This is a genomic window from Streptomyces sp. NPDC041814, from assembly GCF_055590565.1.
On sequence record NZ_JBVJAM010000002.1, the window covers coordinates 683,374 to 710,087 of the forward strand.

General features: G+C 70.5%; 23 protein-coding genes and 1 pseudogene. 14 read left to right on the top strand and 10 right to left on the bottom strand.

The genetic code is table 11. The features are described from left to right. Positions 1-154 precede the first annotated feature (154 nt). Positions 155-3,577, bottom strand: coding sequence for a CARDB domain-containing protein (locus tag ACZ6C6_RS08420; protein ID WP_469200401.1), 3,423 nt, complete (start codon positions 3,575-3,577; stop codon positions 155-157). 346 nt (positions 3,578-3,923) lie between these two features. On the opposite strand from ACZ6C6_RS08420, the pseudogene ACZ6C6_RS08425 reads away from it, so the two are divergent. Together ACZ6C6_RS08425 and ACZ6C6_RS08430 are read left to right on the top strand one after the other, a co-directional pair. Then, positions 3,924-4,148, top strand: a pseudogene (locus ACZ6C6_RS08425) (IS5/IS1182 family transposase); the annotation flags it as partial. Positions 4,149-4,323: 175 nt separating this feature from the next. After that, positions 4,324-5,352: a hypothetical protein gene (locus ACZ6C6_RS08430; protein ID WP_469200403.1), complete on the top strand. Its 1,029-nt coding sequence runs from the start codon at positions 4,324-4,326 to the stop codon at positions 5,350-5,352. 290 nt (positions 5,353-5,642) lie between these two features. Here the strand turns inward: ACZ6C6_RS08430 and ACZ6C6_RS08435 are convergent, their stop codons facing one another. Then, positions 5,643-6,110, bottom strand: coding sequence for a MarR family winged helix-turn-helix transcriptional regulator (locus ACZ6C6_RS08435; RefSeq protein ID WP_469200405.1), 468 nt, complete (start codon positions 6,108-6,110; stop codon positions 5,643-5,645). Between the two features lie 30 nt (positions 6,111-6,140). Between ACZ6C6_RS08435 and ACZ6C6_RS08440 the strand changes: the two genes are divergently transcribed. The 5 genes from ACZ6C6_RS08440 (at position 6,141) to ACZ6C6_RS08460 (ending at position 10,996) form a co-directional block, all read left to right on the top strand. Then, positions 6,141-7,205 carry a GNAT family N-acetyltransferase gene (locus tag ACZ6C6_RS08440; protein ID WP_469200407.1) on the top strand — a complete coding sequence of 355 codons (1,065 nt, stop codon included), beginning with the start codon at positions 6,141-6,143 and terminating at the stop codon, positions 7,203-7,205. Between the two features lie 494 nt (positions 7,206-7,699). Continuing rightward, positions 7,700-8,098, top strand: a complete 399-nt coding sequence (locus ACZ6C6_RS08445) for a hypothetical protein (protein ID WP_469200409.1) — start codon at positions 7,700-7,702, stop codon at positions 8,096-8,098. A 318-nt stretch (positions 8,099-8,416) separates the two neighbouring features. Continuing rightward, positions 8,417-9,079, top strand: a complete 663-nt coding sequence (locus tag ACZ6C6_RS08450) for a DUF998 domain-containing protein (protein ID WP_469200411.1) — start codon at positions 8,417-8,419, stop codon at positions 9,077-9,079. A gap of 7 nt (positions 9,080-9,086) precedes the next feature. After that, positions 9,087-10,277 (top strand): sensor histidine kinase, encoded by a 1,191-nt coding sequence (locus tag ACZ6C6_RS08455; RefSeq protein WP_469200413.1) that lies wholly within the window; start codon positions 9,087-9,089, stop codon positions 10,275-10,277. After that, positions 10,274-10,996: a response regulator gene (locus ACZ6C6_RS08460; RefSeq protein WP_469200415.1), complete on the top strand. Its 723-nt coding sequence runs from the start codon at positions 10,274-10,276 to the stop codon at positions 10,994-10,996. Before ACZ6C6_RS08455 ends, ACZ6C6_RS08460 begins: the two co-directional genes overlap by 4 nt. A gap of 240 nt (positions 10,997-11,236) precedes the next feature. Here the strand turns inward: ACZ6C6_RS08460 and ACZ6C6_RS08465 are convergent, their stop codons facing one another. Beyond that, positions 11,237-13,405: a DUF7507 domain-containing protein gene (locus ACZ6C6_RS08465; RefSeq protein WP_469200417.1), complete on the bottom strand. Its 2,169-nt coding sequence runs from the start codon at positions 13,403-13,405 to the stop codon at positions 11,237-11,239. A gap of 373 nt (positions 13,406-13,778) precedes the next feature. Between ACZ6C6_RS08465 and ACZ6C6_RS08470 the strand changes: the two genes are divergently transcribed. The 3 genes from ACZ6C6_RS08470 to ACZ6C6_RS08480 all read left to right on the top strand — a co-directional run bounded on the left by ACZ6C6_RS08470 (position 13,779) and on the right by ACZ6C6_RS08480 (position 16,162). Then, positions 13,779-14,240 carry an SRPBCC family protein gene (locus ACZ6C6_RS08470; protein ID WP_469200419.1) on the top strand — a complete coding sequence of 154 codons (462 nt, stop codon included), beginning with the start codon at positions 13,779-13,781 and terminating at the stop codon, positions 14,238-14,240. A 56-nt stretch (positions 14,241-14,296) separates the two neighbouring features. After that, the gene (locus tag ACZ6C6_RS08475; protein ID WP_469200421.1) at positions 14,297-15,160 is read left to right on the top strand and encodes a universal stress protein; all 864 of its coding nucleotides are present in this window, start codon (positions 14,297-14,299) and stop codon (positions 15,158-15,160) included. Positions 15,161-15,310: 150 nt separating this feature from the next. After that, positions 15,311-16,162 (top strand): class I SAM-dependent methyltransferase, encoded by an 852-nt coding sequence (locus ACZ6C6_RS08480; protein ID WP_469200422.1) that lies wholly within the window; start codon positions 15,311-15,313, stop codon positions 16,160-16,162. A gap of 234 nt (positions 16,163-16,396) precedes the next feature. Here the strand turns inward: ACZ6C6_RS08480 and ACZ6C6_RS08485 are convergent, their stop codons facing one another. The 5 genes from ACZ6C6_RS08485 to ACZ6C6_RS08505 all read right to left on the bottom strand — a co-directional run bounded on the left by ACZ6C6_RS08485 (position 16,397) and on the right by ACZ6C6_RS08505 (position 21,749). After that, a complete protein-coding gene (locus tag ACZ6C6_RS08485; protein ID WP_469200424.1) occupies positions 16,397-18,379 on the bottom strand; it encodes a discoidin domain-containing protein in 1,983 nt (660 codons plus the stop codon). A 187-nt stretch (positions 18,380-18,566) separates the two neighbouring features. Further along, positions 18,567-19,109 carry a TetR/AcrR family transcriptional regulator gene (locus ACZ6C6_RS08490; protein ID WP_469200426.1) on the bottom strand — a complete coding sequence of 181 codons (543 nt, stop codon included), beginning with the start codon at positions 19,107-19,109 and terminating at the stop codon, positions 18,567-18,569. A 170-nt stretch (positions 19,110-19,279) separates the two neighbouring features. Continuing rightward, a complete protein-coding gene (locus ACZ6C6_RS08495; RefSeq protein WP_469200428.1) occupies positions 19,280-20,179 on the bottom strand; it encodes an SDR family oxidoreductase in 900 nt (299 codons plus the stop codon). Positions 20,180-20,214: 35 nt separating this feature from the next. Then, the gene (locus ACZ6C6_RS08500; RefSeq protein ID WP_469200430.1) at positions 20,215-20,955 is read right to left on the bottom strand and encodes an SDR family oxidoreductase; all 741 of its coding nucleotides are present in this window, start codon (positions 20,953-20,955) and stop codon (positions 20,215-20,217) included. A 422-nt stretch (positions 20,956-21,377) separates the two neighbouring features. Continuing rightward, the gene (locus tag ACZ6C6_RS08505) at positions 21,378-21,749 is read right to left on the bottom strand and encodes a winged helix-turn-helix transcriptional regulator (protein ID WP_469200431.1); all 372 of its coding nucleotides are present in this window, start codon (positions 21,747-21,749) and stop codon (positions 21,378-21,380) included. A 77-nt stretch (positions 21,750-21,826) separates the two neighbouring features. Here ACZ6C6_RS08505 and ACZ6C6_RS08510 point away from each other — a divergent pair, with 77 nt between their 5' ends. Further along, positions 21,827-22,237, top strand: coding sequence for a RidA family protein (locus tag ACZ6C6_RS08510; protein ID WP_469200432.1), 411 nt, complete (start codon positions 21,827-21,829; stop codon positions 22,235-22,237). 118 nt (positions 22,238-22,355) lie between these two features. Here the strand turns inward: ACZ6C6_RS08510 and ACZ6C6_RS08515 are convergent, their stop codons facing one another. Then, entirely contained in the window at positions 22,356-22,817 is a 462-nt protein-coding gene (locus ACZ6C6_RS08515) for a MarR family winged helix-turn-helix transcriptional regulator (protein ID WP_469200868.1), read from the bottom strand. Positions 22,818-22,970: 153 nt separating this feature from the next. Here ACZ6C6_RS08515 and ACZ6C6_RS08520 point away from each other — a divergent pair, with 153 nt between their 5' ends. Together ACZ6C6_RS08520 and ACZ6C6_RS08525 are read left to right on the top strand one after the other, a co-directional pair. After that, a complete protein-coding gene (locus ACZ6C6_RS08520; RefSeq protein ID WP_469200434.1) occupies positions 22,971-23,780 on the top strand; it encodes an alpha/beta fold hydrolase in 810 nt (269 codons plus the stop codon). Between the two features lie 306 nt (positions 23,781-24,086). Next, positions 24,087-24,821, top strand: coding sequence for a DUF6193 family natural product biosynthesis protein (locus ACZ6C6_RS08525; RefSeq protein ID WP_469200436.1), 735 nt, complete (start codon positions 24,087-24,089; stop codon positions 24,819-24,821). Positions 24,822-25,015: 194 nt separating this feature from the next. Here the strand turns inward: ACZ6C6_RS08525 and ACZ6C6_RS08530 are convergent, their stop codons facing one another. Continuing rightward, complete coding sequence (locus tag ACZ6C6_RS08530; RefSeq protein WP_469200438.1) at positions 25,016-25,978, bottom strand: DUF5937 family protein; 963 nt, start codon at positions 25,976-25,978, stop codon at positions 25,016-25,018. Positions 25,979-26,044: 66 nt separating this feature from the next. Here ACZ6C6_RS08530 and ACZ6C6_RS08535 point away from each other — a divergent pair, with 66 nt between their 5' ends. Continuing rightward, positions 26,045-26,518 (top strand): cupin domain-containing protein, encoded by a 474-nt coding sequence (locus ACZ6C6_RS08535; protein ID WP_469200439.1) that lies wholly within the window; start codon positions 26,045-26,047, stop codon positions 26,516-26,518. Positions 26,519-26,714 lie beyond the last annotated feature (196 nt).

Genomic DNA, 26,714 nt, shown 5'->3' on the forward strand with positions numbered 1-26,714 from the left:
GCGCAGGACATAACACCAGCGTCGGTCAGGGCGGAGCGGCTGAGACCGCCACTGGCCCAAGGCCTGACGGGCGGCATGGCCCGCATGCCCACGGCGCAAGGCCCCGCCCGCGTCCCTGTGAGGAGACGCGGGCGGGGTTCGCGAGGATGGCGGGTCAGTTCTTGGCGGTTCCCTTCGTGGGACTGCCCGTGAAGGTGAACTGCGAGCCCGGCTCGACGAGCAGGTCGCCGTCGCGCGAGTTCGAGATCGTCACGTTGGAGAGCGTGGCGTCGCCGCGGGCACCGCTCATCGCGAGGATGCCCGAGCCGTTGTTCGACTTGTCGATGCGCACGTCGGAGATCTTCGTTCCGGTGTACTGACCGCCCCCCGTCTTGAACTGGATGCCGTCATAGGTCGAGTCGAGGATGTCGGTGTTCCGGATGGTGACGCCCGGGATGCTGGTCGCCTGCGCGAAGAGCGTGATGGCGCCGAACTCCTGGTCCTCGTTCCAGAACGCCCCGCCGGTGCGGTTCAGCGTGTTGCCCGCGATGAGCGTCTGGCCGCTGAAGGGGATGGGGTCGTGGTCGGTGGCGAGCATGATGCCCGGGTAGTTCATCGTGTCGGAGACGACGTTGTTCTCGATGGTGTTCCCGAAGCCGCCGTAGATCGCGATTCCGTTGGCCCGCCAGGGCAGTTGAATGGTGTTGTTGCGGAAGTGGTTGTTGGAGCCGACGTCGACCGAGGTGTCCTTGACGTACTTGCTCGACCAGACGGCGAGCGAGTCATCGCCGGTGTTGCGGAAGGACGAGTTGTACACGGTCGAATTGCGGGTGCCGTTGGTGAAGTTGATGCCGTCCGCGTACGTGTCGCGAATCCGCATCCCGCTGAACTCCAGGCCGTCGCCCGGCCCCCACAGCTCGGGGATGTTGGAGTAGTCGCGGCCGACCCAGACACCGACGTTGGCGTGCTCGATCCACACGTTGGAGATCTTGGTGTTCTTCCCCAGGCGTCCGTTGATGCCGACGCCGCCCTCCGCGTTGCCGTCGCCGCCGCGGATTCGTCCGGAGCCGAAGATGGCGATGTCGGAGATTTGCGTGTTGTCGTCGATGTCGAAGCCGAAGTTGCCCTCGTGCGGGTGGTTGATGCCACCGGCGTCCTGCGGCTGGGTGAGGGTGTGGAGCTGCGAGTACCACATGCCGGCGCCCACGATCCTCACGTTCTTGATGCCGACCTGGTTGTACTGGCCGCGGTGCTGCGGGTCGGGCGTGAGTATCTTCTGTTCCTGGCGCCACTGCCCGGCAGGGATCCAGACGCAGGAGATCTGCCCGGCCTGGTCCGCAATCACGGCTCGCTGAAGGGCGTCGGTGTCGTCGATGCCGTCGTTGGGGACGGCGCCGTACTCGGTGATCGAGGTGCACTCGGACGGCTTCGTCTTCGCCGGGGCGACCTGTTCCAGGTCCACGAGGTCCACGATGTAGAAGGCCGCGGAGTCCCCGGCGTCGCGCTGCAACCGGAACTTGGTGCCCACCGGGTAGGTCTGGGCGAGCAGCGCGTTCGACTCGTCGAAGAGGCGCCGCGCGTCCCCGCCGGGGGTGTTGGTCAGACCCTCGGGGTCGTCGGTCGAGCCGTAGAGCCACGAGTGCTTCGAGGAGAGGTCGAGCTTGCGGACGAACTTCCCGTCCGCGTAGAGGCTGAGCGTCGCGGCCTGTCCGCCGCCCCCGGCGGCGTCCGGGATGGAGTTGCGCACCACGATCGAGTTGGTCGGGTTCGTGGAGGTGAACTCGACGTACTCACCGGTGTTGTCGAGCCGCACCGACTTGCGCCCGCTGGACTCGGTGGCGAAGTTGGTGTGGCCGAAGGTGCGCTTGGCGTCGCTGGTGAGCAGCTTGCCGGTGTACGTGCCGTTCTCGGCCTCGTACTCGGTGTACGGCACGGCGGCGCCCCGGCCGACGACGATCGAGCGGGCGAAGGTGTTGTTGTTCTCGTCGGTCTCGGCGACGGTGTTCGTCGCGTCGGCGCTCGCGCTGAGCGTCGCGCCGCCGTCGGTCGCGGTCCAGGTGCCGGAGATCGGCACCTGCACGGAGGCGCCCGCCGCGACGGCGGGGGTGGTGCCGCTCAGCGTGGTCGTCCCGGCCGTCAGCCGGGTGACGGTGCCGGCCGTGACGGCGCTCGTGCCGCGGTTCTTGACGGTGACGGTGAAGCTGACGCTCGCTCCGCTCGCCGGGCTCTCCGGGTTGGTGGCGATGCCGGTGACCTGGAGGTCGGGTCCGGGGCTCTGTGTGACGACGAGCGGCGTGGCGCCCGCCCGGCTGTTGTTGCTGTCGTCCTGCTCGACAACGGTGTTGTTCGGGTCGACGGCGGCGGAGACCGCGTAGGAGCCCTGCGGGTGCGTGCCGGTGTCCACCGTGACGGTCGCCGTGGCGCCGGCGGCGAGCGCGCCGACGGCGGCGGTGCCCGCGACGGTGCCGTCCAGACTGACGGCGACGGTGGTGGCGGGGGAGGCGGCCGTACCGGCGTTGCGGACGGTGGCCTTGACGCTCACCGCGTCCTTCTCGGACGGGGAGGCGGGCGTCCAGCTCAGGTCGGTCAGCGTGAGATCGGGGTTGGGCGCTGCGGTGCCGACGACCTCGACCTCGGCGATCTGGGCGCCGGGCGCACCGGAGTTGGCGCTGAGCGAGAGCCGGAGGTCGGCGGCGCGGCCGGAGACCGGGATGGTCACGGTGTTCTTGTTCCCGGCCGGGCTGAAGTCGTAGTTCGCGCGCGCCTTGAGCGTGGTGAAGGCGGAGGCGCTCTGGCCGCGGCCGCTCACCTCGATCGCCTGCGTCCGTGGGCCCCACGAGGTGTCGGGGTTGAGCTTCACGACGACGGCGGAGAGCTCCGCGTCGGCGCCGAGCTTCACGGTGAGCTGGCCCGGCAGTCCGGCGGACTCCCAGTACGTGTTCACGTCCCCGTCGTTGGCGTTGGCCGGGACGAAGGTGTGGACGTAGCTGTCGGCCTCGACGGGCTTGCCCTTGGCGAGGTTGGTGCCGGTGGGCGGAGTGCCGGGGTCACCGGGATCACTTCCGCCGCCCGCACCGCGGACCTCCAGTTCCGAGAGCTGCGCGGCCTGCCAGCCGGTGTTGGCGGTGACCTGCACCCGGACGTACCGGACGTCGGTGGCGCCGAAGCCGATGGTCACGGCGCCGGCGGCGACGGGGGTGAAGGTGCGCTCGGCGGAACTGGAAAGGGTGCTCCAGGTGTCGCCGTCGGTGCTGCCCTGCACGGTGAGTGTCTCGTCGCGCGCCTCCCACGTCGTGGGGAGCTTGAGGGTCACCTCGTCGACGGAGGTCCTGACGCCGAGGTCGACACGGATCCACTGCGGGAACGAGTTGGCGGGCCCCTCCCAATAGCTGGCCTGGTTCCCGTCGGTGACGTTGCCTGCGCCGTACTCGCCGTTGGCACCGCTGGCGGTGGCCGGACGGCCCAGGGCGAGGTTGGGTCCGGCGGCGACCGCCTGCGGCGCGGCGGCGTGCGCAGTGGAGGTGAGGAGTCCGACGGGGATCAGACAGGCCGCGAGCAGCCCGGCGACCAGTCGTCGGACGGATGACTTCCGTCTCATGCTGTCCTCTGTTCGGTGAGGGGTGGGGAGTAGAGGCGGGACGGTCCGCCCGGCCGGACGGACCCGGACGGGCGGCGGCCTCCGGAGGCGGAGACCGTGGTGACGCGTGGAGCAGGTGGAGCCGGGTGGGGCGAAGTCCCGCACCCAGGAGGGGTGGTGGTGATTTTTTAAGTGAACGCGTCGTGTTTTTGCAGATACTTGGAGACAGGTTTCTGACGCGTTAAAGATTTGTCAACGGTTCTAGCCATTCCGTTACGCTCGGTGGTTCCATATGTCTCATCGTGTGACAAGTGGAACGGGGGCTTCGGAGTTGGGTCTGGTCGTTCCGGTGGGGCCGGGGCGGGAAGACGGCACCGGCCTACCCGTCCCGCGCCGCAAACGTCCCGGGACGGGAGTCCTGCCGGGCGAATAGGGGGGAAACGCCGAGCACCGGCGAGTCCGGGCCCGCGACGAGCGTGCCTTCGCCCGGATGAAGTACTGCAAGATCCTCCGCGACTGCCGGCTACGCGGCACCGGCCACCATGCGGTCCGGGCGGTCGCCCACAAATGCGACCTCGCCCTTGCCGCATGACCGGACGAGTACCGACACCGACACCGGCTCCGAGCTGCCGGACGCCTCTTCAACAGGCTTCAGGGAACGATCAGCTCCGTGTCCGCCCACGGCGCGAGGGCAGTACGTTGACACCGATGTCGGTCCGCTCGGGCATGATCAACCCCGATCGGACTCTGCGATGGGGTGGTTTGGCGTGGGCGAGTGGCGGACCGATCCGACGTTCGCGATGTGCCGGGCGCTGGTGGACGGGGCCGAACTGTCCTCGTTCGCCGGCGGACCCTTCGACGTGCGGGCGGTGGTGGACGCCATCCGGCCCGAGGCCAAGGACGGATGTCTGCTCGGCGAAGTTCCCTGGGAGCACTTCCCTCAGGGGGATCGTGCCAGGGAGGCCGTCCACCTGCTGCACACCGGCGACTCGCCCGCTCGCACCAGAACAGGCGTGGTGAGCGGCATGTGCGCCAACGACATGCGGGCTGCTGCCGTGCTCGCCGTGCCGTTCTTGATCCGGATCGCCGCCGATGCCGGCCACCCTCGCCGTGCCGACGCGCTTGCCGAAGTGCCCTGCCCGGCTCGCGCCCGTCACTTCGGCGTCGCCTCCCGTGACCACATGCTGCTCCATCGCTCCGAGATCTACGACGATCTGTACGACGACTACGGCGTCGAGGTGAGTGGGTATCCGGCGGGCTGGTCGATCGCCGCCGCCCGGGCCGCGATCACCGCCGACACCGGCCTCCTGACGCCACTCCTCGATGACCCCGTCCCTGCTATCAGGATCCGCGCCGCTTACGCCCTGGCCTCCGCCGCCGACCCCAAGGGCGCGGTCCGTGCGGCCTTCCGTGCCCGGCTGGCCGCCGAGCCGGATCCGATCGTCGGAGCAGCCCTGGTCCTCGCCACCGCCGAAGCCACCCGTGCTCACCCCCACCCGCCGACCACCGGGTGGATGGGGGAGCAGTGGCGGGACGGGACGCAGGCGCCCGAGGTCCGGCTGGCCGCCGCGATCGGCTGGCTCTGCCTCACCGAGGAACCCGTCTCCGACGAGTTGCGCACCACCGTCGATACCCTCGCCACCGAGGAGCGCGCCCACGCCATGGACGTCCTGCCCTGGATGGCGGCCGCCGGCGGATCCGGCGAGACAGGTCTGCAGCGCTCCGTCCGAGAGATGGTCCACCCCGAGCAGCCCGATCCGATCGGGCACGAGGATCCGTGGGCTCCGCGTCGCTGACGACTGGTTCGCTGTCGAACGGGGATCGAACCTGTTGGGTGTTTTCCCAGTTCACCAGGTGTGGGTCGCGGGCTGATCCTGCGCTGCCGCGGCCGATGGGACCGGGTGATGCGCAAGCCCGTTCCAGTGCCGTCCGCCGCAGGGTGGACGGCCCGCCCAAGCGCGGCGAAGAGTTCGTCTTCGGTGCCCCGGCCATGTGGAGCGAGGTCGCCGCGATGGTCGTCCTGCTCCGCAGGTGCGGTCGGCGCGGTCTGTTCGTGGGCCGTTTGGTGGCCGTGTGCGGTGCTGCCCTACTGGTCCTTCGACAGTTTGCGCGCGATGTGGCCGAGGGCGGTGAGCTCCTCGGGTGTGAGGCGGTCGACGAAGTGCCGGCGCACGGAGGCGACGTGGTGGGGGGCGGCTTCCCGGAGCGTCTCCCTGCCGGCGGGGGTGAGGGCGAGCAGGCATCCTCGGCCGTCGGCCGGATCGGGTGCGCGGTGGATGAGGCCGCGGGCCTCCATGCGGGAGGCGTGCCGGGACAGGCGGCTGCGTGACCAGCCCATCTTTGTGGCCTGCTCGTGCAGGGTGCTGGTGCCGTCCGGTCGTTCGGACAGGGTGCTGAGCACCTCGTAGTCCGGTTCGGAGAGCCCGAGGGCGGCGAGGTCGTGCGCGGTGCGGACCTGGACGGTGGTGACCATGCGCAGGTAAGCCCGCCAGTCGCGCTCCTCGTCGGGCGAGAGCCAGTAGCCGTGGGAGTCGCTTTCCTCGTTCGTTGACATGTAATCAATCTACTGGCTACTTTCGTTTACATGACAACGAAGACTCTGCGTGTCCTCGTCCTGATCTGCAGTACTCGTCCCAACGCGCTCGGCCCCGCCGTCGGGCGCTGGCTGACGCAGGCACTCGCGCCGAGTTCCGTGGCGCTCGGGGTGGAGCTTGTCCCCGTATCGATCGGCGACCTCGACCTGCCGTTCCTGGACGAGGAGCAGCACCCGTCCAGCGGCATCCATCACCACGAGCACTCCCGCCGCTGGAGCCGGATCGTTGACGAGGCCGACGGGTTCGTAGTCGTGACGCCCGAGTACAACTACGGCATGCCGGCGACGTTGAAGAACGCTCTGGACTACCTGGGGCCCGAATGGGCCTGGAAGCCGGTCGGCTTCGTCAGCTACGGCCACACCTCGGCCGGCACCCGCGCGGTCCAGCACGCCAAACAGGTCGTGAGCACCCTGCGACTGGTGCCCCTGGGAGCCACCGTGGCGCTGCGGATCGCGGAGATGACGGGCGCCAACGGTCTGGAGCCCGATCCCCGCCACGTGGACGCGGCACAGGGTCTGCTGGCGGAACTCGTCCGACTCGCTCACGCCCTGAACCCGATGCGCGAGCGCGAGCATCCGGCATCCGTTCAGGGGCCGCTCCCTGGCTCGTACGCACGTCGGCTCGGCCCGCACGACGCGCCCGAAGTGCTCGTGCTGCAGCGTTGCTGCTGGACGGAGGAGGCGCTCGCCAACGAGACGCTGACCATCCCCGCCCTCCACGAGTCACTCGCTGACGTCCGCGCATGGCTGGCCGACTGGCACACGAGGGGCCTGTGGCGCGACGGCCGGCTCCTGGGCGTGGTCCGCGCCCGGCGTGCCGGAAGCGACCTGCACATCGGGCGGCTCGCCGTCGCCCCCGACTTGCGCGGACTCGGTATGGGCCGCTGGCTGCTACGGGAAGCCGAGTCAGTCGACGAGGGCTGCACCCGGATCGTCCTGTCCACCGGCGCGGCCAGCCACCGCAACGTTTCCTTCTATCTGCGCCAGGGCTACGTCCGCGTCCCAGGCCGCCACGAGGACGGCACCGTCAGCCTGGCCAAACCGGCTGCTGCCTGAGCACCCGCCCATTCCGGACCACGGGGGGCTGACCTGCCTTTGTTGATTCCGCCTGGCGATGACCAGCCCATGGCCGCACCGCGGGTCGCCCGCCCGCAACGCCAGTCGCAGTTTCCCGGGAGCCGCTCTGCCCGTACCGGCCGCTGTGTCGTGCGGCTCCGGGCGGCGAGGCAGACCTCGTGGTTCGAGGACTTGGCCGACGACCTAGGTGGGCCCGGGGCTGGTGTTCGCGGCTTGCCTCGCCACCGCAGGCCCCGAAGGTTCCGGCTCACTCGCCGAGTTCCTGATCCGCGCTCACCTTGACCGCTGATCACCAGGGGCGAGAGCCGGGCCCCTTCCGGGCGTCGGGTGGCCGCCCCTCATCCGGCAGCAGCCCTCAGGGCGTCGTCCGGTTGTGTACGTCCCGTTCCCGGTTCCGTGCCGCTCTGTACGGCACTCTGGTTTCCGGCCGTAGTGCGCCCTCGGCGATCGGGCAGGAGAACACGCTGACCTGAGTGGAGAGTTGGGGCGCGATTCAGAAGCCGGTCATCTGGCGTCGCCCGGTGAAAATCGCTCCTTCCCTCTGCAAGGGCTGCGGCGGCCGAGTGTTCTTCATGCTGGTCAACGCGTCTGGAGCGGAACGTGAGTGTTCTGCCTGTGGGATTCGCGCGTTCATCGCGGACAGCGAGGAGTACTGGAACGAGGAGTCCTGGGAGGACGACGAACCCGGTTCGGCCGGCTGCCCATGTGGGAGCGAGGAGTTCGAGGCCGCGGTCGCGTTCTCGCTCGGCGACGACGTATCGGTTCGCTGGGTGACCGTGGGCCTGCGGTGCACCAAGGACGGACTCTGTGGGGTGTACGCCGACTGGAAGATCGACTATGGCCCCACGGATCACCTCCTGACCATGGTCTAGGACTGGGTTGCTGCCCGAACGGGCTGGGATTCGTAGAAGGTGCCGTCCCTGAGCATCGCCAAGAGGACGTCGGCCGGTCGTCCGGCGGGGCCGAGCAGGGGCCCGGATGCGGTGCTTGCCCTGGGCGATCCATGAAGGCGTCCAGGCGTCCACCACCTACCGCGGCGAAGGACCTCGCCGTACGTACACCGAATGGTGGAGCCGGACCGGGGGACGACACCGGCCGGTGTACAACACGGTGTCACCATCGGGACGACGCGGCCGCCCCCGCCCCCTCCGTAGGTTCTGGGGCATCGGAACGACACGGAGGAGGACGGTATGACGGCGACGGACACGGCTCCGGCCGCGGGGGTACGGGCCCCGCTCACCCTGATCGGCATCGGGGCCCTGGCGATGGCCGTGGTGGAGACGCTCAACCCGGACTACGACCTTGTGAGCGAGACGCTCAGTCGCTACGTACACGGCACGGCCGGCTGGCTCGTCCCGGTGGCGCTGCTGGCCGTCGGCGCCGCATCCGCCGTCCTCGTGGCACGGCTGGGAGGCGGGGTCCACCGTGCCGGCCGGGCCGCGCTCGCGGCGTGGACGGCGGGCATTCTGGTCGCGGCCGTCTTCCCGGCGGACCCGCCCGGCCGATGGAGCCGCCCCTCCCTCTCCGAACTCGTCCACGGCAACGCCGCCTTCCTCGCCTTCGCGGGCCTGCCGATCGCCGCCGCGCTGCTCCGCCGGACGCTCGCGGCCCGACGGCCCGGCCTGCGAAGGGCCCTCGACACCCTGACCGCGGCCTCGGCCGCAGCGACGGCGGCACTCGCGGTCTTCCTCGTCGATGTGATGGGCGGCGGCCCGTCGCTCGGGCTCGGCGGCGCCCCCACACTCATCGGTCTCGCCGAACGCCTCGTTCTCGTCGTGGACTTCGGGTGGGTGGGGCTCGCACTGGCGGCGGCAGGTGTCCGCCACGAGCGGGGGCGGGGCCGTCGTGCATGATCAAAGCATGGACCGACCCGACGGCCGCACCCTCGCCACCCCTGGCACGGACCGTCTCGTCGACGGGCTCCTCGCGGCCGGAACCGCGGTCGCCGTCATGGCCGTCACGGTCCGGCTCGGCGGCCGCCCAAACGCCGCGGGGACCCTGCCGCTCGCCTTCTGGCTGGGCGCGCTGCTCCTGATGCGCCGTCGCCGGCCGCTCGCCGTGCTGCTGCTCAGCGTGCAGGCCGTCGTCGTGTTCCGCACCACCGGACTCACCGACGCCGGCTGGGTATGGCCGGCCTCAGTAGCGTATGCCGCCCTGGCGGCAGACGACCGGGCCGGCCGGTCCGGCTTGCCCTGGGCGGCGGGTGTGGGCCTGGCCGAGCTGGCCTTCGCCGGCGCCTGGGAGACGAGCGCCGGGGGTGCGACCGCGCGCGAGGCCCTCGGCTCCCTGGGCCCCGAGGCTCTCTGGCTCGGGGTGCTCCTGGCCGCCGCCACCGCTCACCGCAACCGGCTCCGCTGGCGTGCCGAACTCGCCGAGCGTCTGCTGCGGGCCGCGCGGGAACGGGACTTGGAGGCCGGCCGGCGGATCGCGGAAGCCCGCCTGGACATCGCCCGAGAGCTCCACGACGTCGTCGGGCACACCCTCACCGTCGTCGGACTCCAGCTCAGGGTCGCGGCCGAGGCCCTGGACGACTCCCCGGAAGAGGCGCGCAACGCACTCTCCACCGCGCAGCAGGTTCGCACCGAGGCACTGCGGGACCTCCGCGCGCTCGTCCACCTTCTGCGTGCGCCGGGGGACGGGCCGGTGGACCCCACGGCTGGGATCCCCGAGATCGCCGCGCTCGTCGACGGCATGCGGTCGACGGACCTGGACATCCGGCTGGAGACGGTCGGCGACCTCGACACCGTCCCCGCACCGGTCTCCCTCGCCGCCCACCGGATCGTCCAGGAGGCGCTGACCAATACGGTCCGGCACGCGGAGGCGACCCGGGCCGAGGTCGGCATCCGGTGCGGCGACGGGCGGGTCGAGATACACGTCATCGACGACGGCCGGCCCTCGGCCCAGCCACCCGCACCGGCCGGGCACGGGCACGGGATACGGGGGATGGACGAACGGGTCCGGGCGCTCGGAGGCGACTTCTCCGCCGGACCGCACGCAAAGGGCGGATGGCTCGTGCGGGCCGACCTCCCTGTGTCAGGCTTCCGCCCATGACGATCACAGTGCTCCTCGCCGACGACCAGGCCTTGGTACGCGCGGGATTCGGCAGCCTCCTCGCCCGCGCTGAGGACATCCAGGTCGTCGGTGAGGCGGGCACGGGCGACGAGGCGGTCCGCGTGGCCCGCGCCGTCCGCCCCGACGTCGTCCTCATGGACATCCGCATGCCCGGAACGGACGGCCTGGCCGCCACTCGTACGATCGTCCGGGACCCCGGACTGACGGACTGCCGCGTCATCGTCCTCACCACCTTCGAGACCGACGAGTACGTCTTCGCGGCCCTGCGCGCGGGCGCGAGCGGTTTCCTGACCAAGGAGACAGAGCCCGATGAACTGCGCCAGGCCGTCCGGGCGGTGGCGGCCGGCGAAGCCCTGCTGTCACCGGGCGCGACCCGACGCGTGATCGAACAGTTCGCACACCGTCCGGCAGCCCCCACCGACACCGCCGAACAACTCGCCGCCCTCACCGCGCGGGAACGCGAGGTCACCCGTCTGATCGCCACCGGCCTGTCCAACGACCAGATCGCCGCACAGCTCTTCATCAGCCCTCTCACCGCCAAGACCCACGTCACGCGCGCCATCGCGAAACTCGGCGTTCGGGACCGCGCCCAACTGGTCATCCTCGCCTACGAGACGGGCCTGGTCGCCGTCGGCGGCGGGTGCCCTTCGGAGAAGGGGCCATCGGCCGGCACTGCATCGAGCCGCCTTCCGGCGTGACAGACCTCCACCGCCCGTCCGCCGGTCCGGGCCCTCATCCGCGATGTGAAGCGAGCAGAGTATTGGTCGCGCGCAGCACGGCCTTCAACCGGGCTCCTCGGCCTGGTCAGGAGTTGGATCCTCCGGTTGAGGAGCCCGACCGGGCCGATACCGCGCGTCGTCGCAGGGGAAGGGTGCGCGGACGCCGCGCCGGCACGGCCCCTTCCGAGGGCTGTGCCGGCGCGGGGCGCGAGGTGTGTGTCAGCCCTCGCGGTGGTGCTGCGGCTTGCGGCAGCCGCCCTTGTCGCTTCGCTTGCCGCCCTGCTTGTCGCAGTCGGGCTTCGGCTTCGGCCGGCCGTCGGACTTGACCTTGACCGTGACGGTGGCCGTGGCCCGCTCGCTGGCGATTTCGTTGCCCTGCGGGTCGGTCGCGCCGGCGCGGGCGACGTTGGTGATCCGGCACTTGACCGTGCCGCCGCCGTCTCCGCCGCGAGGGCCGCTCCCCTGGCAGCGGGCGATGTCGGCCTTGGTGATCCGGTAGGTGCCGCGGCAAGTGGTGCTTGCGCCGGGCGCCAGCGTGGTCGCGTCGCAGTTCACCGGGGTGACCCGGTTGTCCGCCACGTGCACGTCGTGCAGCTGGGTGCTGCCGGTGTTGGTGACCGTGTAGGTGTACCGGACCTCGGAGCCCACCTTGAACGGGCCGCTGGAGACGACCTTCTTGCGCAGCGTCAGGTGGGGTTTGCCGACCGGGACGGTCTGGTACGTCTCCGGCGAGGTGACCGTACCCCCGTTCGCGGTGCCGGTCGCCGTGGCGGTATTGGTCACGGAGCCGGCCGTACCGTCGGCCTCGGTGATGGTGTAGGTGCCGGTGCAAGTGGTGCTGTCACCGGGGCTCCCGGCCGGGGCCAGCGTGGTCGACTCGCAGGCGATGCCCGTGACGTGGTCGTCCTGCACCGCGATGTCCGTCAGCTCCGTACCGCCGGTGTTGCGGACGGTGTACCGGTAGGTCACGGCCTGCCCGACCGCGTACGGGCCCGGGGTCTCCACGTGTTTCTCGATCCCGATGCCCGGCGTCCGCTCGATCGGCACGCTCTCCGACGACGGCGGTGAGGTGACCGGGCCCCCGTTCGAGGTGCCGCCCGCCGTCGCGGTGTTGTCGATCGACCCGGCGGCCACGTCCTCGGGCGTCACCGTGTACGTGGCCGTGCAGGTCACCGTCTCACCGGGGGCGAGTCGGGTCACGGGGCAGGAGACCGGGCCGATCTTCGGGTCCTCGACAGCGAGGTCGTCGATGGCCGTTCCGCCCGCGTTGGTGACCACGAAGTCGTACGGAACCTGCGTTCCGGCCGTGATGTCGCCGGGCAGCGGCTCCCGGGCCTGCTTCACGAGGTTCAGCCGGGGCAGCGGCCGCTCGGTGCGGACCGCCACGTTACGGATGAGGTGGGTGTCCGTGAACAGGCCGGTGGAGCCGGCGAACCCGAACTTGTACGTCGAGGGCACGGGGGTCGGCGCGGCGGTCTGGAGCACCTGCTGGGAGCCGTTGCCGTCGTTGAAGTCGATGGACACGGTGACCTGTGGGTCGGGGGCCGGGGTGATCACCACGTGCACCCGGCGGCGCGAGGGCTCCAGATCCTGCTCGGCCTGGACGGGGTCGTCCGACACCTCGGTGGTGGGCCCCTGGAGTTGGCCGGGCAGGGTCGACGGCCAGGGCCCGGTGGTCGAGAAGTTGCTCGTGGTGGCGGTGAGGAAGCAGTAGCCCTCGATGCCGTTGCCGGGACCGCGCAGGGTGACCATGTTCGGACCGGGCGCGGGCACGTGGAAGGTTGTCCCCGCGGGGGAGCGCTTGTCGGGCGGGCAGCCGTTGCCGCGGTGCTCCCAGTCGCCGAAGTAGTTCCCGAGGACGTCGAGTCCTACGCCCAGGTAGCCGTTCTCCACACCGGGGATGAACTCGGCGGCCGGGTCGTCGTCGGGCAGCTTCTGCGCGTATCCGAGGCTGCCTCCGAAGGCGCCCGGGCGGGTCAGCTCGGTGCCGCCGTCGACCAGGAAGAAGGAGATGCCGTCGGCGGGGGCGATGTTGCCGGTGGTGGTGCCGTACTGCCACTGGTCGAAGGTGACGTCGAGTCCTTCGGTGGCGGGCAGGGCGTGGTTGTAGAGGACGGCGCCCGACTGGTCGGGTGCGGAGTCCGTCAGCCGCAGATAGCCGTGCGGGGCGGCGTCGTTGGGCGGCTCGGGCCCGATGCCCTCCGTGCAGCCGCCGAGCGGGTGGTCGCCGGCCCCCGGCAGGGCGTCCACCTGCGGGGCACCGGTGAGACAGGCCGAACCGACCCCGGTGAAGTCCGGGGCCGTCGCCTGGGTGAACGTCTCCTCCAGGAGGAGGGAGCCGCCCTGCCGAGGCTGGGCCCGGGCGAGTTCGCCGGTGCCCGGGACCAAGAGGGGGGCACCCACACCGAATGCGAGGGCAAGCGCCGCCACGGCGAACCGTGGAGGCCGTACATGGCCGCAGAGCGGCGATGAGCGTGCTTTTCGTTTCATGGGGGACATACCTAGCAGTCACGTTATGTAATCGACCGCCCTGGGGAACATGTGTCCGCATGAAGCACCCGGCCAGCGCACCGCTGTGCGGGCAGAGGCCCGGGGTACCGGTGAACCGGCCGATCCGGCGCCTCGCCCGTACGGCCTCATGCCCGGCGCGTTCGCCGGAGGCCGTGGCAGGACCGGGCTAGGGTCGATGCGCACGCCGGAGACGGTGAACCCTTCTGCCCCCCGTCCCGCACCGACGTCATCCGTAGGGAGCGTGTTCAGCTTGGCCCGCAACCGCCGTCTGATCCTGAGCAGCCCCGCTGAGGTCTGGAGCCTGCTGGCCGACGGGCACCGCTACGGCGAATGGGTGACCGGCACGCAGCGGATCCTTGCCGCGGACCCGCACTGGCCGCAGGTGGGCGCCCGGCTGCGCGTTCGGGTGGGGGCCGGCCGGCTCGTCGTGGACGATACGTGCGTCGTCCGCATCTGCGAGCCCGAGCGCCGCCTGGAACTGGAGGCGAGGGCGGAGCCGTTCGGCGCGGCCCGTATCGCGATGAAGCTGGTGCCCTGGGGCGATGCCACACTCTTTGTCCTGGACTGGCACGCGCTGCGGGGCCCCGGCATCCGCATGCACGGCCTGCCCGTGGACTACCTCGTCGAGATCCGCAACGGCATGATGCTGACCAAGCTGGCCCGGATCGCGGTCCGGGAGCACAGCCGTGCGCTCGAAGGCGCCCAGGGGTGACGCACTCGGCCGACCACACCGCAGACCGAACGGGCAGTGAAGAGCGAGGAGATATCGTGCAGCACCCCATCATCGCCGGAATCGACGGCACGCCGGACAGCCTGCTCGCGGCCGGCTGGGCGGCCGACGAGGCCCGGCGCCGCGGCGCGCCGCTCCTGCTGCTGCACGGGCACGATCCCTCCTTCCTCGCGGATGCCGACACCGAACGCCGGGCCGGCGAGGAGGCTCTGGCGGGCGCCCTGGCCTGGGTGCACGAGCACTACGAGGGCGTCGAGGTACGCGCCGAACTGGCCGACCGGCCCGAGGCCGACCTGCTGACGGAGCGGGGGCGCGACGCTTTGATGATCGTGGTCGGGTCCCGCCGGCCGGGCCCGGTGACCGGCTTCCTCCTCGGCTCCGTCGGCCTGCGGGTCCTGAGCCGGGCCGACTGCCCCGTGGTGCTGATCCGCGGCGGCGACGTCAGCGGGCGTCGGCGGCAGGGCGAGATCGTGGCAGGCGTCCCCGAAGACGGCCAGGAGGCCGAGACGGTCCTCTCCTTCGCCTTCCGGACGGCGGCCGCGCACGGCGTCCCGCTGCGGGCGGCGAGGGCGTGGGACCTGCCCACGATGTTCACGAACCGGTCCGGCGTCCTGGGCCTCTCGAACCGGCCCGCCGAACTCGCCGAGCAGCACCGCCAGGCACTGATCGCCCTCCTGCGACCGTGGCGCCGACGCTATCCCGACGTCACCGTGACCGAACACACGGAAGTGGGGTTCGCCGCAGAGATGCTGGTCTCACTGGCCGCAGGCGCCCAGCTCCTGGTGGTCGGGCGCAGCAGCAGGACGGGCAGCCGGTACGTGGGACACGTCGTCCACTCGACGCTCCACTTCGCCAACGCCCCCGTCGCCGTCGTCCCCACGAAGGAGACCCCGGCGGACTGAGGCCGGGCAGCCGGGACCGGCGGGCCTGTCCAGGAGCACCCGGGACACGGCTACTGCACCTCGGGCGCCCTTCAGCCTCCGTGAGGCTGCACGCGCCCGGCCGCACTCCTCACTCGATCCTGAGGTCGGTCATCCAGCTAAGCTGGCGTGGTGACGGATGAGCAGGAGCGGGTGCGGCCGTCAGGAGTGTGGGCCACGGCTGTGGGGGTGGCCCGGGTGCGGGCGCTGGAGACCGAGCGGGAGAACGCACTGTTCCATGATCCGCTGGCCCAGGCCTTCGCTGCCGCCGGCGGCCTGTGGCCCTCCGCGCAGCCCCTGACCGGTGACGAGGCCGCGCGCCGCCGGCGGCTTGCGGTGTCGTTCTCCATCGTCATCCGGACGAAGTTCCTTGACGACCTGTTGCAGGAAGCTTCCGCGTCCGGGGTCCGACAAGTCGTGCTCCTCGGCGCAGGCATGGACAGCCGGGCCTTTCGGATGGGTTGGCCCGAGGGCACCCGCCTGTTCGAGGTCGACACCGCCGCGCCCCTGGACTTCAAGGCTTCGGTTCTGCGCCAGGAGCGCGCCGTCGCACGCTGCGAGCGGATCACCGTCGCGGTGGACCTGCGGGAGGACTGGCCGGGCGCGCTGGCCGCCGCTGGGCACGACCCGGCCGCGCCGACCGTGTGGATCGCCGAGGGGCTGCTGATCTATCTGCCTCAGGACGCGGTGGAGCTGCTGCTGGCCCGGATCAGCGCGCTGTCGGTGTCGGGCAGTCGGATGGGGTTGACGTTGGGCTCGCGTGGCGTGATCGAGCGCTTCGGCGCGGATGCCGTGCCGGGATCGGCTTCGTCCATGTGGGTCTCGGAGATGCCTGACGACCCGGTGGGCTGGCTGAGCGGGTACGGCTGGAGGGCCCACAGTTACACTCTGCGTGAGCGCGCTGCCGCCTACGGCCGCCCGAGCAGCGGTCCTCCGCAGCGCGAGGAGGGGCCCGGCGGTCTGATCTCAGCGGTCCGCCGGTAGACCGCGCCCCCTGGCGGTCAACACCTGGTCCCGTCGTGGGGGAGTCGTCCTGCGACGGCGTATGCGACGCAGGAGCCGGTACACGACGACCAGTTCCTACGTCGCACCCGCTTCGCCCGCCCGCCGACGCGGTCCGTGGCGAGGTGGGTGACCGACGCGTGGACCTCGTTGCCGGCGAGCATGGTTGCGGCAGCGGTCGGTGTTCTCGGCCGCCGCCCGCCGGAACTGCTGGGATCAGGTCGCGTAGACCTGGAGTCGGGCTATCTGGCCCGCGGGCCAGCCCGTGTTGGCGGTGAAGACGAGCCGCAGATGGCGGGTGGTCGTGGCGGCGGGCAGGGCCAGGGTGGCGGTGTTCCCGGTGAGCGGATCGAAGGAGCAGTCGGTGCTGCCGCGCAGCACGGAGAAGGAGGTGCCGTCGGTGCTGCCCTGGACGGTGATGGTCTGCGTGCGCGCGGCCCAGTCGGCGGACGGCGGCAGGGCGAGGACGACGCGACGGACGTCTGTGGTGGTTCCCAGGTCGACCTGGATCCACTGGGGAAAGGCGTGGTTGGCGCTCTCCCAGTAGGTGCCCGGATCGCCGTCCACCGCGTTGTTCGCGCCGTAGGTCTGGGTGTGGCTGCTTTCCGCGACCGGTCGGTGCAGGGCCAGGTCGCCCGTGGGGGTGCCGCCGCCGGCAGCTGTGGTGACGGTGACCCGGGCCGAGGCCGGGGAGACGGAACCCGCTGAGTCCAGCGCCTGGACGTCGAAGGTGTACGAGGTCGAGGGGGAGAGGCCGCTCACCGTGCACGTGGTGCTGTTCCCGGGGGCGGTGCCCACGGTGGTGGCCGTGTCGCCGGTGATCCGGCGCACGCGGTACCCCGTTACACCGGAGTCGTCCGTCGAGGCGGTCCAGGCCAGCGTCACGGTGGTGTCGGTGACGGTGGTGGCATGCGGGGTGCCGGGTGCTGTCGGCGGCTGGTTGCCGTTGCCTCCGACGAGCGGTGGGGTCGGCCGGGTGGCGGTGACGGGGAGCAGGCCCTTCAGCATGCGGCCGCCGTCACCGGTCAGCCGGAGGTAGTAGTCGGACGAGCAGGCGGTGCCGTCCTCGTCGAGCGCGAGGAAGCCCGATCCGGCCGGCACCCAGTCCCGGGACTCCGCCGTCTTGGCGATCTGGTTGCCCTCGTTGTACTCGTCGAACATGGAGATGTAGACGCTGGTGACCCCGGCCCGGCCCATGTTGTAGAACTGCCGCCACATGAAGTCGCCGTGGGCGCGCTGCCGTTCGGTGACGCCGCCGGGCAGGACGCACGGCTGGTAGTCGATGCCGTGCGCGGTGCACTCCGCGAGGTCGGGCACGGTGGCGGCGTTGTAGAAGTTGTCGGCGTCACCGGCGTTGCCGATCCGGCCGACCAGCCACGGCGAGAGCATGTCGAAGGCGTGGTAGACGCCACTGAAGCCCGGCCGGGAGTCCCGGTCGCCCGTTCGCCACCATGTAGGGACCCCTCCGATGACGTAGCAGCCCTGGGCCTTGAACCAGTTCAGCACGTCCAGACAAGCCTCCGGGGTGAACGGCCGCTGGGCGTCGTTGAAACCGAAGCCCCATATGCATACCACCGGTTTGCCGTTCTGCCGCGCATAGGCGGAAGAAGCGGTGTACGCACGCATCTTGGCTGTCCAGTCGGCCTTGATGTCCGTCTGCATGGCCGTCCAGTCGGACACGTCGTACATGATGTAGAACTTGACGCCCTCGGACTCCGCGGCGGCGCGCACCTTGCTCGCCATCGCGTCGCGCGTCGGCCCCTCGCCGCCGGTGGGGTTGAACCGCTGGAGGGCCGCCGCATCGATGCCGTACTGCTTCATCCACCGGAAGTGTGTGTCGACGGTGGACTGGTCGTAGGAGGAGAACAGCGAGGCCGGCCGTCCGTTGCCCAGGTTGCCGAAGGCGGTCTGGTACGTGGTCGGGTAGTCACGGACATCGGGCCAGGCGACGATGGCGTGGTTGGACGGGGAGGGGGTCTCTCCCCAGTTCCGCGCCCAGTGCCACCAGCCGTCGATCGGGGCGCCGTCGCCCTTGCACGCGAACCAGCCCTGATACCCCACAGTCACCTTGCCCACCACGTCGCCCGGTCCGCCGGCTGTGGGCGCCGCGTGCGCGAGCACGGCCTCCCCGCCGGCGATGGCTCCTGTGAGCCCGGCCGCCGTCGCTGCCCGTAAGAACGTGCGCCGCGTGAATCCCACCGAGAGCTCCTTCGATCAGTTCTCCACTGCGGCGCCCGCCGGACCGCGACCGGACCACCGGTAGCGCTGCAACTTTACGCGGGGAACTGTATTGACGTGAACACGTCTCCGCAAGGGATCGTCATGAGGATGAAAAAAACAGAGCTTCCGTGTGTCCGGGGCGGCTGTCCCGCTCGATGACTACCTTTCAGCCGGCCGAGCCGGGTGCCGGACGTGCGGCGACCCCGAGGAGGACGTTGTCGACCAGAGCGGTGACGAAGCCCTCGGTGACCGGCTCATCAGGTATCAGGAGCCGGTGGTACACGGCTCCCCAGAGCTGGTCCACCAGGACCTGCACATCGACGTCGGGGCGGATCTGCCCCCGCGTCTGCGCCTGTCGCAGCCGCTCGCCCGCGAGCCCGCGGCGGTGGGCGGAGTACAGGTTGCGGTAGGAGACGGCGAGGTGCGGATCGGTTTGTGAGGCGCCGATGAGCTCGGTGAGGACGCGGCCGCCGGGTGTCCGGGTCATTACCTCGGCGAAGGCGTGCAGCTGGGTGAGCAGATCCGCCCGGATGTCCCCGGTGTCGGGGAAGGCGAGGGTGTCCTCGACGGCGTGGCAGTATCCGTCGAGGGCGAGTGCGCCGATGGACGGCCACCACTTGTAGAGGGTGGTCTTGCTGGCGCCCGATGCCTTGGCGATCCGCTCGAAGGTGAGCCGGCCCATCCCCTCCGTCAGGAGCAGTTCGCCCACTGCGTGCAGGACCTCCGCCCGGACTTCGTCGGCGGGTCGCCGTCCGCGGCCTCTGTTCGCCGGTTCTTTCGCTGTCTCTGACACGAGCGCTCCTGGTGTTGTGAGGGGGTTTACGCTGCGGTGCGTGCCAGCGGCATGCGGGCCGAGGCCCGTACACCGTCGGTGCGCGGTCAGTGCCCGCCGCTCAGCAGGTCGGCGAGACCGATACGCCCGAGGAACGTGGCGCGTATGCGGTCGGCGGTGTCCGAGACCTCCTCCGACCCGTCGTTCGCGGGGTCGACGTGCACGCGGAAGGGCCGGTCGCCCGCAGGCAAGGCGATGATGCGCGCGATCTCGTCGGACACCATGGACGCGCTTGCCCCGGCCGGGGCGAGGGCCGCGAGCTTGTCCGCGACCTGGTTCATGAGCCCGGGATACCTGCTCTCGTACTCGGCCTCGACGGTGGTGTCCGCGGGGTGGCCGGAGTGGGCGAAGTGGTTGGTGCCGCTGGTGAACGAGCCGGGCACGACGATCGAGGTCTCGATGCCCCAGCGCGCCAGCTCCGCCGCGTAGGACACGGCGAGTGAGTCCATGGCGGCCTTGGCTGCGAAGTAGGGGGCGAGGTACGGGGGAGTGCCGCCCTTGACGCTGCTGCTGGACACCCAGAGCACGAGCCCTTGGCCCCGGCGGCGCATACCGGGCAGGGCGGCGCGGTTGAGGCGCTGGGTGGAGAGGACGTTGACGTCGTACAGCTCGGCGAGCTGTTCCGGGGTGAAGGCTTCTGCGGGGCCGGTGGCCATGTGGCCCGCGTTGTGGATGAGCACGTCGATGTGGCCGGACTCGGCCTCGACCTGTGCCACGGCCGCGTCGACGGAGCCCTGCGCGTTCACATCGAGCTCGATGGCGCGCAGATCGACGCCGTGCTCGCGGGCATAGTCGGCCGCGGCCTGGACCTGTGGCGCATTGCGGCCCGTGGTGTGGCGCATGCCCGCGTACACGGTGTGGCCGGCCTCGGCCAGGGCCCGGGCGGTGAGGGCGCCGAAACCGCTGGAAGCGCCCGTGATGACTATGACGTTGCATGTGGGAGACATGGGTGAACCTTTGGGTGGAGGCGGCTGGGGCCGTGTTACGCGAGGCCGCCGTTGGCGTAGATGACCTGGCCGTTGACCCAGCGGGCGGGGCCGGCGAGGAAGGCGACGGTCTCGGCGATGTCTTCGGGCCGGCCGAGGCGTTCCAACGGGGCGGCTTTGGCGAGCTTGTCGATGGTCTCCTCGTCCTTGCCCTGCAGGAAGAGGGGGGTGGCGGTGGGGCCGGGCGCCACGGCGTTGACCGTGATGTCGCGGCCGCGCAGTTCCCTGGCGAGGACGAGGGTCATGGCCTCGACGGCGGCCTTGCTGGCGACGTATGCGCTGTACTGGGGGAACTGGGTGCGGACCACGGACGTGGAGAAGTTGATGATCGCGCCGCCGGGGCGCACAGCGCGTGCGGCCTGCTGATTGACGACGAAGGTGCCGCGGATGTTGGTGCGGTGCATGCGGTCCAGCTCGGCGAGGTCGAAGGTCTCGACCGGGGCGAGGACCATGATGCCGGCCGTGTTGACCACGACATCGAGGCCGCCGAACGCGGACCCCACGGTCTCGAAGGCGGTACGCATCGCGTTCTCGTCGGCGACGTCTCCGCCCACGGCGATCGCCCGGCCGCCGGACGCGCTGATGGCTGCGACGGTCTCCTCCGCCCTGGCCTGGTTGCCGGAGTAGTGAATGGCGACCGAGAGCCCGTCCTTGGCCAGCCTCTCCGCGACTGCGCGGCCGATGCCGCCGGAGCCGCCGGTGATGAGAGCGACGCGGTCGGGTGCGGACGTGTTCATGAGGTCTCCTTGCTGTTCGATGGCCGCATATGAACGACACGTTCATATAACCATGAAATGAACGAGGTGGCCATTTCGGTGGGGGAGTAGGAGGGAGTGCCGGGGTGGGGCGGTCGGTGGCGCTGCACACCAGCGGCAACACCGGAACCTCCGTGGCAGGGGGCCGTCACCTGCCCCGGCGGAGGTCGTCGAGCCGTGCACGGAACGGGCGCTCACCGTGATGGAGGCGAAGGTCGTGTGCGTGCTCCGGGCTGTGCCCCTGGCCCCTGGGTGGCGTGGATCGAGAAGCGGCCGACGGCCGGGGCGAAGTGCATCCACGGCGACCGGGCCGCGCGATGGGCTCCCGCCCGGCCGTAGGGGCCGATGGCAGCTCCCGCCGACTCAGCCTTCCAGGCGTAGAACCGGCCCGGACCGGCGACACATCACAGGCGAGCGTCCTCGCGTTCGTCGAAGTCCTCGCGTGCGCGCTCGATGGCGGGCATGTGCTGCGAGGTCCACGCCAGTAGTACGTCGATGGGACGCCGGAGGGTCTTCCCCAGCCCCGTGATCCGGTACATGACGGCCACCGGGCGCGTGGAGACGACCTCGCGCTCGATCACACCGTTCCGTTCGAGGCGCCGGAGTGTCGCGGTCAGCGACTTCTGGGTGACCTGGGGGATGGCTCGGCGGAGTTCGTTGAAGCGGCAGGGGCGCTCGCAGAGTTCGTTGAGAACGGCGAGCGACCACTTGTCGAGGATCTGGTCGAGCAGTTCGCGGTGCGGGGCATCGATGCGGACTTCGTCGGCGGTATCCAAGGCGAAACCTGGTCTCGTTGAAGTGTCTTCTGCCTACTAAGTACCTTCACAATACCTAGAAGGACGAGGAGAGCCCCATGACTGTTCACCACTTCACTCCGCACGGCATGCTCCAGCCGGTCCCCTACCACCACGTGGCCGTGGGTACCGGGGCGAAGCACGTACACGTCAGCGGTCAGATCGCCCGCCGTCCCGACGGGACCCCCGTCGCCCCCGGCGATCTGGCCGGTCAGGTCGCGCAGGCGCTGCGCAACACCGCCGTCGGTCTGGCGGGCGCGGACGCCACGTTCTCGGACGTACTGCGCCTGACGTTCTACGTGACCGGGTGGGCGCCGGAGAAGATCGGCGACTTCATGGCCGGAGTGGAGGCCGTCGCCGAAGAGATCGGCCTCCCGACCCCGCTGCCTCCGGCCTCGCTCATCGGTGTCGACTACCTCTTCGAGCAGGACGTGCTCGTCGAGGTCGAGGCGACCGCTCTCCTGGACTGACCTTGGGGGGTGGTCCGGCTCGGCGGGCGATCCGCGAGTGAGTCGCCAGGGTCGTCCGGTCGGGCCCGAACGCCCGCGAGCGTTCGGCGTGTGAGCTCCGAGCTGACCCCGAGTCGCGTCACGACCGGAGGTTGCCCGCTGCCTCCGGCGTGAGGTGGCGGGCCAGCACACCCAGCGCCTCGCACACCGTGCGCAGCGTCTCAGGATCGTCGGTGCCCAGCGCTGCGCTCAGTGCGCCGTCGATCCGGGCGGTCCGCACCTCGGCCACCCGCTCCGACGCCTCGGAGGCCGTACGGATCAGCTGTCGCCTGCCATCAGTCGGGTCGGGGGCGGTGACGAAGGATCCGGTCTCCTTGAGCCGGGCCACGGCGCCCGATACCTGGCTCTGGGGCAGACCGGTGCGCGCGGCGATCTCGCTCACTGAGGTGCCCTGGTGCTCCAGGACGTCGCTCAGCACGACCAGGGCGGCCCGGGTGCCCCCGCGTCGTGCGGCGTCGGCGGAGGGCACCGGCTCGGGCAGTGCCTCCTCGCCGATCTTCATCAGGGTCCGGCCGAGCAGGAAGAGCTGGACCGGGGTCATCGAAGCGCTCATGAGCCGACTCTACTGTCATCCATCACTACAGATGCATCTATCTGAATCCATCTCTATTGATGCATCTAAATAGATGCACTATGGTGGAGGCACCCGCCGACGCCATCCGCGCCGGTCACCAGACGCCACCAGGAGAGCCTGATGTTCCTCGACACCAACGGCGCCACCCTGCACTACCAGGTCCAAGGCGCCGGTCCTCTCTTGCTCGTCGCCCAGAGCGGGGAGGGTGACGCCGACCGGAGCGCCGACCTCGTCAGACATCTCACCGACCGGTACACCGTGGTCACGTACGACCGCCGAGGCCTGTCCCGCAGCACGGTCGCGAACCCGGAGCGCGGCGTGACCATGGAGGAGCACGCCGACGACGTGCACCGGCTGCTGGAACGACTCACCGACGCGCCCGCGTTGATGCTCGGCTGCAGCATGGGCGCCGCGATCGGGCTCCACCTCGCGGTGGCGCACCCCGGTCAGCTCCACACTCTCGTGGCGCACGACCCGGTGTCCCCCTCCCTGCTCCCTGCCGGACCTCGCGCCGGACACGCGGCGGAACTCGTCCACCTGCAAGACGTGTACGCAGAGGGCGGGTTGCGAGCCGCGCTCCCGGAGATCGCCCGCGTCCTCGGTATCGACCCGACCCGCCAGGAGACCGAGCCGGACCTGACGCCCATGCCGCTCACCCCGGGCCGGGCCGCCAACTTCGGGTTCTTCATCGCACACGACTTCACCGCCGTCATCGAGGCCGAACTCGACGTGGAGGCACTGCGGACGTCCCCGGTGCGCATCGTGCCCGCGGGCGGTGCCTCCACGGCGCCGGACGTCTTCGTCGGCCAGTGCGCGCGTCAACTGGCCGGCCTGGTGGGGCGGGAGGTCGTCGCGTTCCCCGGCGGGCACAACGGGAACACCACCCACCCCCGGGCGTACGCCGCGCGGCTGCGCGCGGTTCTGGCGTAGGCCCGCGGCCGGCACTCGTGTCAGACGATGGGGCAGGAGCGCAGCTGATGGCGGGCGTGTGCCGTAGCGAGACGGACGGTGTGATGTGCCCCTGCCGGCCGCTGCGTTGAGCCATCGTCCTCCTCGCTGGAGGGGTCTTCACCGGTGGATCGCAGCTCCAGGACGTCGCACTCCGGCTCCGGGGCGATCTGAAGGCGCTGCGCGCACCCCTTTGACCGGACTGAGGATCGTCCCTGGGCGCGACGTGCAACCTGGACGATGTCGTCCCCACTGTGTGTGTCTCCACGATGCTGCGACACTGCCCGGATGAATGCAGACTTCTATCCGGACGTGATCAGGGCGGGTGGCTTGGCCGCCGCGCTCACGGAGTGCGCGGCGATAGCTGACACCCCGATCACCGTTGTCCCGAACGCCGGGAGAAGTCCCGAATCGGTCGCCATCGCCTCCGCCGCACCCGGACGGCTTGCCCTGGACGTCTTCCCGCGGACCGAGTGCCGTGTGTTCCAGATCATCGGCAGTTCCGCGGGCGTCGACATCGTCACCGGTGTGACCAGCAGCCTCCGCGAGGTTGTGGCGGTCAGCGCCGCCTGGGGAGCGGGCGCGACCGTGCCGCGGATGCGGGAGGCATTCCCCTTCCTGCAGTTCGCCCCGGTTGCCGAGGCGCACGAGCGCGGACCCGGCGCAGCGGTTGCCGCCCAGTGGGAGGTCCTGCGTGAGAAGGCGGCGGCCACACCCGGATTCCCGGAGTTCGCCGCGGTGCTGGAGGCCGCGTACGCGGAGTCCCGGCTGCGGTCACTTTTCCCCTTCACCAGCCACTGGACCGTCGCCTTCAGCTCCCGCACCGGGCGCCCCTACCGGTGCGAGGTGGCGATCGCTCCGCAATACGGCGGTGGGCCGTACCTGGTATTGCGGTATACGAACACCGGCGTGCACGGACAGACCACCACCGCGGCACAGGCGGTGGCGCTGGCCCTGGAACACCTTCCGGACTCCGTGGGCCCGGCCACCGCGGGGTTCGACTTCCCGCTCGACCGCGAATGACGAAGACCTGCAGAAAGACCCCGAGGTCCTGGGGGAGCGGGTCGCTCCCGATCTCCCACTCCTGTGGCCCTGTCGAGGCCATCCTGAGGGACCGCAGCTGGTGGAGCGGCACCGGGATGAACGCCGCGCTCTTCCAGGCCCGGGCGGCCCCGGGATTCGTTCGGACCCGCATGTCTGGACGGCGACATCCCTTGTCATGGCCGGGGTGACGCCGCGGCCAGGAGGGTGTGCCCTGCCTCGGTGAGTTCGTACATGGTCGTGCGGCCGGCCCGGCTGTGATCGACCAGCCCGGCATCCCGCAGGATTGCCAGGTGTTCGCTGGCGGTCGGGGCGGTGACGTTCACCAGTGCGGCCACCGCCGTCGTCTGCAGCGGAGTGGTGAGCGCGGTGAGGATTCTCGCTCGCGTCGCGCCCAGGAGACGGTGGAGGGACCTCGGAGCGGGGGGTGCCGCCCATAGGTACCGTCCGGACGCGGGGTAGTAGATCGCCGGAGTCCACTGGTCCGAGGTGGTGCACTGAACGCGGTCGGTGATGAACAGCGACGGAACGAGAATGAGCCCCTCCGGGCAGTCGACGTCGATGTCCACAGGCTTCTCGACGATGACGGTGTCATCTGCGTACGCCGCGGAGGGGTGCAGGCGCGGAAGGACCGCGCGCAGCCCCTCCCGGTTGACCTGGATGGCCCGGTCCAGCAACTCGGCACGCAGCGCCTGCCGCATGCCCACCCACTCCGGTTCCACAACGGTCTCCCAGAGGCGGCGCAGCGCATCGGCGGCCTCGGACCTGGCTCGCTCGGGGGCGTCGAGCAGGCGGCCGCCCACGCCTGTCTCACGTCCCCGCATGGCATCGACCAGTTCCGCGTGGGTCTGATCCGCCGGTGTGGCGAGGAGGGCCTCCATGCCTTCCTCGAACGTCGGCTCACTGGTCATCGGCGACGGGTCGAGGAAGTCGGGCCGGTACGCGCCGTCGGCCATGAAGACGGTGAGCGCCCGCAGGTCCGGGTGCGAGAGATGGAGGTGGCGACGGCGAAGCCAGGGTTGGAACACCGTGTGACGGTGCGGTTCGGTCAACAGCTGGGCAAGGCTGACCACTTCGTGGATCGGCGACATCGCCCACCGCACACTCGCAGCGCCGGCGCCCAATCGGTAGCGGATCACCCCCGTATTGTTAGGCCACCGCCGAAGTGAGCGCGAGCGGAACGGTGAACCCCCGAGACTCGGGCCATGACCGACACGCAGTCGAATGCCCCGTTCTCCAAGGAATCCGAGCGAGCCCAACAGACGCGAACGATCCGGCTGGGCGCCAGCGGATCGACCATCGAAGTCCTCGCCGGTCCGGTGGAGACCGGCGGGACGGTGAGCATCTACCGGTGGCGCATGTCGCCCTCCAGCCGGGGACCCGCCCCGCACTTTCACACGGCCTTCAGCGAGACCTTCATCGTGGAAGAAGGCGAAGTCGACTACTTCGACGGGCTGGCATGGCGGACACTGCAGCCCGGCGACACCGCGCACGCACCGATGGGCGGCGTCCACGCCCTCCGGAAGGAACGCGCCGAACCAGCCACCCTCCTGATGGCACTCTCGCCCGGAGTACCGCGGGAGGAATACTTCGCGCAGCTCGCCACGATCGACGAGCGGGAGTTGAGCAGGCTTCACGAAGCCCACGACAACCATTTCGTAGACCCCGACGAGCGGTGACGGCGGCGCACCCTGTCGGCTCTCGACGGCCAGGGTGCCTCAAGCGCCCCTCGGCAGGATCGCCACTGCCGCATGACCCCTCCCACTGCCAACCGATTTACGTGAAACGAACTCCGAGGCGTATCCCGCCTCGGAGTTGGGCCCGCTGCGCCATCGAAAGTCTCTGCCTCTCCGACACCGCCACGAAATGGATGCG